The organism is Leptolyngbya sp. FACHB-321 (genome assembly GCF_014695975.1).
GTDB lineage: Bacteria > Cyanobacteriota > Cyanobacteriia > Leptolyngbyales > Leptolyngbyaceae > Stenomitos.
In genome coordinates, this window is sequence record NZ_JACJPI010000038.1 from 1 (window position 1) to 7736 (window position 7736).

A 7736-nucleotide genomic window follows, 5' to 3' on the forward strand; every position below is an offset into this window, starting at 1 on the left:
GGCAATGTGGGGACGACGTTCTTCCTCATGACTAGCCAGGACGCGCCGCGCTTCAAGGTCGTGACGATGGACATCGCCGTTGCCGACCCAGTGATCAAGGATGTGGTGCCGGAACAGGATTCGGTTCTGCTCAATGCGTCGCTGGTTGCTGGACGGTTGCTGATCTCCTATCTGGCTGACGTGAAAACAGAAGTTCGACGCTATACGCTGGATGGCAAAGCTGATAGTGTGGTGAAGCTGCCCAGTATCGGCACTGCTGGCGGTTTTGAGGGCAAACAGGACAGCCCAGAAACCTTCTTCGTCTTCACCAGCTTCAACACTCCGAGGGTAATCTATCGATACGATGTCGCCAGCAACACGGCGCGGGTGTGGGCACAACCCAAGGTGGCGATCGATCTCAGCCAGATCGCAGTCGAACAGCGTTTCTACAATTCAAAGGATGGCACCCATGTCCCAATGTTTCTCGTCCGACGCAAGGATGTGACCCGTCCGGCACCGACCCTGCTCTATGCTTATAGGGGATTTGGAATCCCTCTGGTTCCCGCTTTCTCGCCAGCGTTGCTAGGGTGGGTCGAACAGGGCGGAGTGTACGCGATCGCCAATATTCGCGGCGGCTCCGAATATGGCAAGGCATGGCACGAAGCAGGTCGTCGTCAGAACAAGCAAAACGTCTTCGATGATTTCATCGCAGCAGGCGAGTATCTGAAGGCGCAGGGCATCACGCCTCAGGGCGGTTTGGCGATTCAGGGCGGATCGAATGGCGGAATCCTAGTTGGCGCGGTGGTCAATCAGCGACCGGATCTGTTCGCCGCCGCGCTGCCCCAAGTCGGGGTCATGGACATGCTCCGCTTCGACCAGTTCACGAGCGGAAAAACATGGGTAGACGAGTTGGGGTCTCCAGCACAGGAAGCGGATTTCCGGAACCTCTTGAACTATTCGCCCTATCACAACATCCAGTCCGGCAAGGCATATCCCGCAATCCTTGCCACCACTGCCGACACAGACGATCGCGTGGTGCCAGGACACACCTTCAAATATGTCGCCGCACTCCAAACAGCAAATATTGGACCCAAGCCCCACCTTGCCCGCATTGAGACACGCGCGGGGCATGGCGCAGGCAAGCCCACCGACAAAATCATCGCGGAAACGGCGGATATGTGGGCTTTTGCGGCTCACTGGACGGGGTTGAATGTCGGGACTGGGAAATAAACGGGCATGAAGCAACACAGAAGACCAACCTGCGGTATGAAAATTGATTCTTTTCATGTCTTAGCGCTTAAGTAGTTCTGGCGATCGTGCTTTGCACAGGCAAGCTACCGCTCAACAACCATCAAACAATCACTCAAAAAACTGATGAGGAAACATCCAATGAACAAGATTTTCTCCACCTTCAAACGCTTTCCGCTCATCGCCTCAGTAACAATTCTGCTCAGCCTATTTTTGCTGTTCAGCTTTCCAGTTCTGGCTCAGGTTTATGCACTTCCAATTCCCAGAATTGAAGTGATCGATGGCTCTGAAGGTGTTTCACCCGCCTACCGTTTAATCATTAGCCAACCTGAAAACATAGTGTATGTTTCCTGCCCTTCTAACTTTGAAGCTGAGTTGGACTATGTGCGAAACGTTAAGACGATTCGATGTCAGCGTTTTTCCACTCCCTAAAAAACGTTGACTAAAACCCCAGCAATCCTAATCAATTTGTGGGGTAGGCATCCTATTCACCGTGACTAGAAGTCTGTCCCACTCCTACAACTGAAACAGGATTGCCATACTTTTGAATTTGATGGAAATGAATGATAAAGATGATGGAATCGAACACAACACAACGACCGCTTTCTAGAACTACCGCGATGCTTGCTAAAGCGACTTTGTCAATCGTCGTCACAACAGGAGCGGTTGGGGTTTTGCGAATGAATCCGGCGATCGCCACCTCTCCACCTCAGCCCTCTCCCATGCTGGTCGCTACTGCCTACACGGATTTCACATTGCCAGCTTTAAGGGGTTGTGTCGCAAAAACTATAGTCAATGGTAAAGTAAGCAGGCTCAAACTTCCTTCCTTGCCCGCCGATGTCTACTGCTTCTCTGTTTAAGTGGCGGCACTTTCTGCCTGAAATCATCTTGCTGAACGTCCGCTGGTACTGCTGCTCTTCTCTGAGCGATCGGAACTTAGAGGCGATGCTGCCGGAACGCGGGATGGAGGTAGACCACTCAACCCTCAACTGCTGGGTGTTGAAGTATGCCCCGGAACTCGATCAACGCATTCGACGGCATCTGAAACTGACGAACGCTTCGTGGAGGGTGGACGAGACGTCTATCAAAAGCAAGGGTGTGTGGAAGTATCTCTATCGTGCTGTCGATGCGGAGGGCAAGACGCTGGACTCTATGCTCAGTGCGAAGCGGGATGGCAAGGCAGGAGCACGCTTCTTGCATAAGGTGCTCAGGGCTCAGCACACTCAGACTCCCCGAGTAATTAACGTGGACAAGCATGCCGCTGACCCAGTCGCAAGGGCAACACTGAAAGGAGATGAGACAATGGACAAGGAGACCGAACTGAGACAGAGCATGGGCACTGCTCCAGAACCTGACTCAACTACAAACCAAGGTGGGCGAACTGATTGCTGATTTAACCACCGAAACGGTTGCTTCTGTGACTGGCTTTAGCTTTATCGTAGAGGCACTATCTGTCGCAGGCATTTTTTGATGTGGTATGAGACCGTAGTTATCAGTCCCTATTCCCTCCACTCCAATCGCCACAACTTGTTCCCTAGTCTTAGCCCAGTCCAACAATTGTTCCCCGGTTGAAGTTGCCGGTCCGATCTGATCACCGAGCAGTTCTCCTACGTCATTGATTGCCACAACCGCGTGATTATCTTGGTGGTGGACCAATGCCAATAATCACCGGATTGGAGTTGATCAAGATTGGCGTGATCATCCACCACCCAATTGAAGAGAATCAGCTATGCAGGACTGGAGCAGCGGACAAGCTAAGCTGGCGATGAGACTTCTGGAAGAAGTCTCACAGTTCCTAAGCCAAACAAGCTGCGAATGTATTTCTTCTGCAAATTGACAAATCAATTTGGCAAGGTTAGTCGATTCGTCTGTTCCTCAAAGCGCAACTTGTCATGGACCTCGCCTTTTCCCTCAAATTTGTAGCCAATAGTTAGGGCAAAGGCAGAAGTTGATAACAAATGTATCCGCAAAACTCGAAATATAAGTCTTTTAGCAATTCATGAATTTTGCGCAACTCATTTGCCCATATTTCATTTTAACATCACCGAAGGACTGGAAGTTCTGTTCCTCGGAAGTTGTAGCGATTGCATATTCTGCGCAACTCATTTGCAAGTGCTTTAGAAGGGAAATTTGCAGAAGCAACAGACTTTGTGCGTGATTACTTGCGACGCGGATTTAACTAAGCCTGGAGCCCTTTCGTAGTAGTGACTTCAGCGACTAAAATTCTGCGCAACTTATTTGAAAGCGCCTAAAAAGGGCAATTTTCGCCTGAAAGATTATTTGATTCTCTAAAGAATAATTCTGCGCAGCTCATTTGCTCTTAGGGTTGATGGGGGTGTGCAAGCTCTAAAAAACTTGAAGTTGCTGCTGTATAAGGATTTCAGCCTTTAAAAGAAAGCGCAAGTCATTTGCAAATTGCGCAATATAATGTGCTCAGTCACAAGTGTGCGAGCGAGACGAAGCGGGTCGGCTGTAGGAGGAACGTGTTTGAGTCGAACGGCTGACAGGCTGAGTGCGGCAGAGCGATTGTCTCAGGTCGATGACTTGCCCAGACGAATTGGTCATGTAACAAGTACTATCAGACTCCAGCGGTAAAGCCTCGGCATGCAAAGCAGTGAGCGTCATTGAGGCAAGTCCAACAGCGGTAGCGATCGACCAAAGACGGCGGTTCATGAAGGCAGTAGGTACAGGTGCTCTTCAACCATGCCCCCACAGAACTGCTACCGCTAGTTCTACTGCCGAGCCTTCACAGAGTTTTCATTGACCCATGTTTAAGTGAGTACGCGCTCGCCTCCTTTACAAGCCACTGAAGCTGGGTATGCCCGCAAAGTAGCCGATTTCCTTGAAGCTGATGGCGATCTAGCCACGCTCGCTCGCCATCAGTATGGGCTAAACATTGAAAAGCCATCGGTGCCACCAGCATCGATAAAACCAGGGTTTGCTCCAGCACCGTGACATTCATTTTGCGAGCACTAACGCAGCGGTTGGCTTCAGCGCCTGGAAAACGCTTGTGCTGATTTAAAGGGCATTGGCTAGTGTGGCAGGAGGTTGATCCGCATTCGTTAAAGTGCGAACAGCTATGCAAATTAAACAACCAACGCTAAAAAGCGAGGAATTACATGCTAGACATAGCTAAAATCGGGCAGCTTGCCCAAGACTCTAGCCCTCAAGACCTTCACGCAGCTTGGGTTTGGCAGCAACAGTTTAATGCCTTCAATGGGCAAGAGATTATCACAGATCTCGCCCAGCAGCCTCAGTTATGGAGCAGCTTTTTCTTCACGGCAGCCAGCGATGGTTCTGCTCAGGAGGCTTGAAGCATGGATGAAGTCATTGGGACACTGGTGGCAATGGCAAGCCACCGTGCTTTCCCAGCCATCCCGAGTGCTCATGATGCGCCTTACCCAGCCAACACTTTGTATATTTTGGCTGCCCAGCAGGACACAACTGTGGCTCAATTGGTGGCTCTGGGAAAGCAGTGGCGTGCTAAAGATGTAGCTGTCCATAGCGCTACTCAGTATGAAGGCGATTACCCCTGTAGAGCCGTTTTACAATTAGCGCTCGAAGGCGCTGCCTTGAGTGAAAACGGTGAGGCGCAGCAAGAGGCTGTTGTGATTTCCTACTGCTGGTATCACTACACCTTGTCCCGTCCTGCCGCGTCCAACGCCAAGCGCAAAGCTGTCTCTAGGCTTGCAGCCAACAGCAAGCACACGCAATTGACCTTGATCTAGACGCTGTTAGCAGTGAGGGTGTAGCGATCGCTTGTCAAGGGCTAATCGGCATCCAAGGGCACGAAGAGTGCTTGACCCAAGTTTTGGTGATCCGGGTTCTGCAACAGTTTGGAAACCTAACATCTTCGTCATCAAGCTCAGCGGCTACGCCCTTTTTCACCAAAGGCTGGGAAGAGCCTCAATAAAAAGTCACTGTACAATGATCGAGGGCACCGGGGCATGGTGACTGAAATGTTATGGTTTGACGGGATGGGAAAGATAAAGAAAGCTTGGGTTTGTTACGCCATGAACAAGGAAGGGTGAGTTGTGAAGCAATCCCCCATTGCAGCAGCATTGATTTCAGCACCGCTCGGTAAGACGATCTATCCAGAACCTTATGCACTCCTTGTGAAGGGACGACAAAAGCGAAAACTGGGTGAGCATTTTGGGTTGACTCATTTTGGAGTGAATTTAACCCATCTCTTACCCGATGCTGTTTCTGCTCTTGCGCACAGCCACTCAAAGCAAGAAGAATTTATTCTGGTCTTGGAAGGCAGCCCAACGCTAGTCTTAGGCGAAGAAGAATTCATTTTACAGCCCGGTGACTGCTATGGCTTTAAGGCCGGCACAGGGATTGCCCATCAACTGATTAATCGCTCTGAAGAAACCGTCACCTATCTTGAGGTTGGTGATCGCGCTGAAGGCGATGAGGTCGAATACCCAAAGGATGATCTCAAAGCAACACAATTGCCGCATGGTAAATGGGCTTTAACGCACAAAGATGGGCGCTCCTATGAATAGCACCACCTAACGATTAGAGGCAGCAAGTTTTTGCCTCTCTCATCACTGGCTGGACGAGAACTGGCAGACATTACCATGCGGTGATAGTCTGCAATACTGATGTTTTCGTTCCTGGTGGCTCTAATACACAAGCGAGAATGCCGCTTCCGTCGTTGGTTAGTTGTTGATTTCGCAACTAACCAAACAGACAAAAAGCTGAAACTGCTGCTGCATAGAGCTTTTGTCGTTTGTGCCAGTTGGCAAGTAGTCCAGGGAGGAACAGGCGATCGTCCAGTTAGCCTTACTTATGAATGGGCATCCTAAACAAGCCAGCCGTGGCTTCGGGTTCGTAACGCTTTACCAATAGTCCGTGGCAAACCAGTCTGCCTCTGTATAGTCTTCCAGGCTGGCTCTGGCTCCCAGTACTAAAGTCAGCTCTACCTCTGGCTCTGGTCGGTCACAAGCAACATAAGCGAGAGCGCCGCGGCGCTGCCAGTAAGCTAGTTGAGTACCGAGAGCCGCCCAGGTAGGAAAGCCTGCCGTTTCCCAAGTGCCCTCGAAACTCGGCACACCCCAAGCAGCGGTCAGATCTTGAACTACCGCTCGATACTGACGCTGAAAAGCAGCCCACACCACCTAGGTCTCCGGCTGGTTTAGCAGCGGCGGTTCAAGCGGCGTTGTTGTACGAAGAATATGTACAACCGCGACTCTTGCTGCTGGCACTTGTTGTAGCAGTCTTTCCAGTATGACCACAGCGGCTTCAGTCATAAACCACAGTCTACCAAGCTTACCTGTGTAGCTGCTTGTCTCAGTGCCCAAAACAGAAGTAATCTACTCTCACCAACGGCGGTACAGCCGTCACAGTTCCTCTCCGTCCCATTTGATCAGGAGGAAGTCTCAGGCCACAACCTGGGTTCTGCACACGGTAACGCTCGCCTCGCTGGAGTATGTTGTAGCCACCCAAGAAATAGCGGTCGTCTAGGGCAGGGTCATAGGTCTTGTAGTCGCGCAACAGTTGATTAGGAAACTGCCAAATATTGCCCATGGTTTTGGCGGTGACTTGGCGACGGCTTGACCAGAAGTAAGCTGTTTGCTCCAACACTAGCGAGTTAGGATCAATGCCTGGCATGACGTGGTTGAGGTTTTCAAGCGCTGCGGCACTGGGGCGTGAAGTGATCGCATAGCGCTGGGGCTGCACACCGTACTCATGCGAGTCACTGGTGTCGTTTCCTTCGGTGCCTCTGAAGTACTCCACCAGTACCCCCTGCTCAAAGAGGTCACAGCCAATACGACTCCCCGTGTCACTGACCAGCAGTTTGATCAGTGGTTGTTGCAAGTGCTGGGACAGTGCTGCTAGGTGACTGGCTTGCAGCACAGGTGGAGCGCCAAACGCAGGAACATAACCCTCTACCAGGATTGACCAGTCGTGTCCTTCAAGCTGGTACGTGAAGACAAACGAGCCCTGGATCTCCACTTGTGTGCCCACAACGTCCTGTTGTACGGCGCTTGCTTGGGCGCTCAGAAACGGCACGAGGGCGTCTAACGGTGCTCTCACCAGCACCACTGTAGCATTGCGGTCAATGGTCTCGCACCCGCGTCGTTCAAACCACGGACGGGTAAAGTCTGCGGCAATGTTTTGAAACGGTTGTGTGTCCATAGGGGTTGGTTGCGATCGCTTAACCCCTCGATCACTCAAGGAATGCCTGTCTTCGGTTTTCCAGTCGGGGCGCTCGCTGGGATCAGGATGCTCGGCATAGATGAAATCAAACCGTTGTGGAAAGAGCTGCAAAAACGCGTCTGGTCCCTGGGTTGCCTGGAATTGAGGGGCAGGAAGGTTCATCGGCTACCCTCCTTGCCCACGGCAACATTCTGAGTCATTTCCTCCCTGAGTAGGATGAAGTGCAGGAGTCAGGAGCAAAGCCTTAAACTACAAATGTATAAGTTCAGTTCCCACAGAATCAATCGCTCCATGCTCACCCCCAAACCATACATCCGTTACTCCCAAACTGTAGAAGTCAAGCA

General features: G+C 51.3%; 12 protein-coding genes and 1 pseudogene. 8 read left to right on the forward strand and 5 right to left on the reverse strand.

Annotation, left to right across the window (positions count from 1 at the left end):
- Both H6F76_RS04475 and H6F76_RS04480 read left to right on the forward strand, forming a co-directional pair.
- The coding region (locus H6F76_RS04475) for a prolyl oligopeptidase family serine peptidase (RefSeq protein WP_190506298.1) at positions 1-1209 on the forward strand (1209 nt) is incomplete at its 5' end.
- 159 nt (positions 1210-1368) lie between these two features.
- Positions 1369-1659: a hypothetical protein gene (locus tag H6F76_RS04480; protein WP_190506300.1), complete on the forward strand. Its 291-nt coding sequence runs from the start codon at positions 1369-1371 to the stop codon at positions 1657-1659.
- Between the two features lie 52 nt (positions 1660-1711).
- Here the strand turns inward: H6F76_RS04480 and H6F76_RS04485 are convergent, their stop codons facing one another.
- Positions 1712-1927: a hypothetical protein gene (locus tag H6F76_RS04485; protein ID WP_190506302.1), complete on the reverse strand. Its 216-nt coding sequence runs from the start codon at positions 1925-1927 to the stop codon at positions 1712-1714.
- 137 nt (positions 1928-2064) lie between these two features.
- Here H6F76_RS04485 and H6F76_RS04490 point away from each other — a divergent pair.
- A pseudogene (locus tag H6F76_RS04490) lies at positions 2065-2556 on the forward strand (IS6 family transposase); the annotation flags it as partial.
- A gap of 1104 nt (positions 2557-3660) precedes the next feature.
- Here the strand turns inward: H6F76_RS04490 and H6F76_RS04495 are convergent.
- On the reverse strand, positions 3661-3900 hold the full coding sequence (locus H6F76_RS04495) for a hypothetical protein (protein WP_190506306.1): 240 nt from the start codon (positions 3898-3900) through the stop codon (positions 3661-3663).
- Positions 3901-4002: 102 nt separating this feature from the next.
- On the opposite strand from H6F76_RS04495, the gene H6F76_RS04500 reads away from it, so the two are divergent.
- The 5 genes from H6F76_RS04500 to H6F76_RS04520 all read left to right on the forward strand — a co-directional run bounded on the left by H6F76_RS04500 (position 4003) and on the right by H6F76_RS04520 (position 6038).
- The gene (locus H6F76_RS04500; protein ID WP_190506307.1) at positions 4003-4182 is read left to right on the forward strand and encodes a hypothetical protein; all 180 of its coding nucleotides are present in this window, start codon (positions 4003-4005) and stop codon (positions 4180-4182) included.
- A gap of 164 nt (positions 4183-4346) precedes the next feature.
- Entirely contained in the window at positions 4347-4541 is a 195-nt protein-coding gene (locus H6F76_RS04505) for a hypothetical protein (RefSeq protein WP_190506309.1), read from the forward strand.
- Between the two features lie 3 nt (positions 4542-4544).
- On the forward strand, positions 4545-4955 hold the full coding sequence (locus tag H6F76_RS04510; RefSeq protein ID WP_190506312.1) for a hypothetical protein: 411 nt from the start codon (positions 4545-4547) through the stop codon (positions 4953-4955).
- A 306-nt stretch (positions 4956-5261) separates the two neighbouring features.
- On the forward strand, positions 5262-5735 hold the full coding sequence (locus H6F76_RS04515) for a cupin domain-containing protein (RefSeq protein ID WP_190506314.1): 474 nt from the start codon (positions 5262-5264) through the stop codon (positions 5733-5735).
- A 99-nt stretch (positions 5736-5834) separates the two neighbouring features.
- Positions 5835-6038 (forward strand): hypothetical protein, encoded by a 204-nt coding sequence (locus H6F76_RS04520; RefSeq protein ID WP_190506316.1) that lies wholly within the window; start codon positions 5835-5837, stop codon positions 6036-6038.
- A gap of 33 nt (positions 6039-6071) precedes the next feature.
- Here the strand turns inward: H6F76_RS04520 and H6F76_RS04525 are convergent, their stop codons facing one another.
- From H6F76_RS04525 to H6F76_RS04530, 3 genes are read right to left on the reverse strand one after another with little or no spacing between them, the layout of a single operon-like run.
- Positions 6072-6350 (reverse strand): hypothetical protein, encoded by a 279-nt coding sequence (locus H6F76_RS04525; RefSeq protein ID WP_190506318.1) that lies wholly within the window; start codon positions 6348-6350, stop codon positions 6072-6074.
- Positions 6351-6482 (reverse strand): hypothetical protein, encoded by a 132-nt coding sequence (locus H6F76_RS30915; RefSeq protein WP_277881188.1) that lies wholly within the window; start codon positions 6480-6482, stop codon positions 6351-6353. It abuts the gene before it with no gap.
- 40 nt (positions 6483-6522) lie between these two features.
- Positions 6523-7554: a hypothetical protein gene (locus H6F76_RS04530; RefSeq protein ID WP_190506320.1), complete on the reverse strand. Its 1032-nt coding sequence runs from the start codon at positions 7552-7554 to the stop codon at positions 6523-6525.
- Positions 7555-7736: the final 182 nt, after the last annotated feature.

Bases quoted from the DNA above. Each gene is read 5' to 3' on its own strand.
- H6F76_RS04495 (WP_190506306.1), bottom strand. From the start codon at position 3,900: ATGAACCGCCGTCTTTGGTCGATCGCTACCGCTGTTGGACTTGCCTCA.
- H6F76_RS04520 (WP_190506316.1), top strand. From the start codon at position 5,835: ATGTTTTCGTTCCTGGTGGCTCTAATACACAAGCGAGAATGCCGCTTC.
- H6F76_RS04480 (WP_190506300.1), top strand. From the start codon at position 1,369: ATGAACAAGATTTTCTCCACCTTCAAACGCTTTCCGCTCATCGCCTCA.
- H6F76_RS04530 (WP_190506320.1), bottom strand. From the start codon at position 7,554: ATGAACCTTCCTGCCCCTCAATTCCAGGCAACCCAGGGACCAGACGCG.
- H6F76_RS04505 (WP_190506309.1), top strand. From the start codon at position 4,347: ATGCTAGACATAGCTAAAATCGGGCAGCTTGCCCAAGACTCTAGCCCT.
- H6F76_RS04510 (WP_190506312.1), top strand. From the start codon at position 4,545: ATGGATGAAGTCATTGGGACACTGGTGGCAATGGCAAGCCACCGTGCT.
- H6F76_RS30915 (WP_277881188.1), bottom strand. From the start codon at position 6,482: ATGACTGAAGCCGCTGTGGTCATACTGGAAAGACTGCTACAACAAGTG.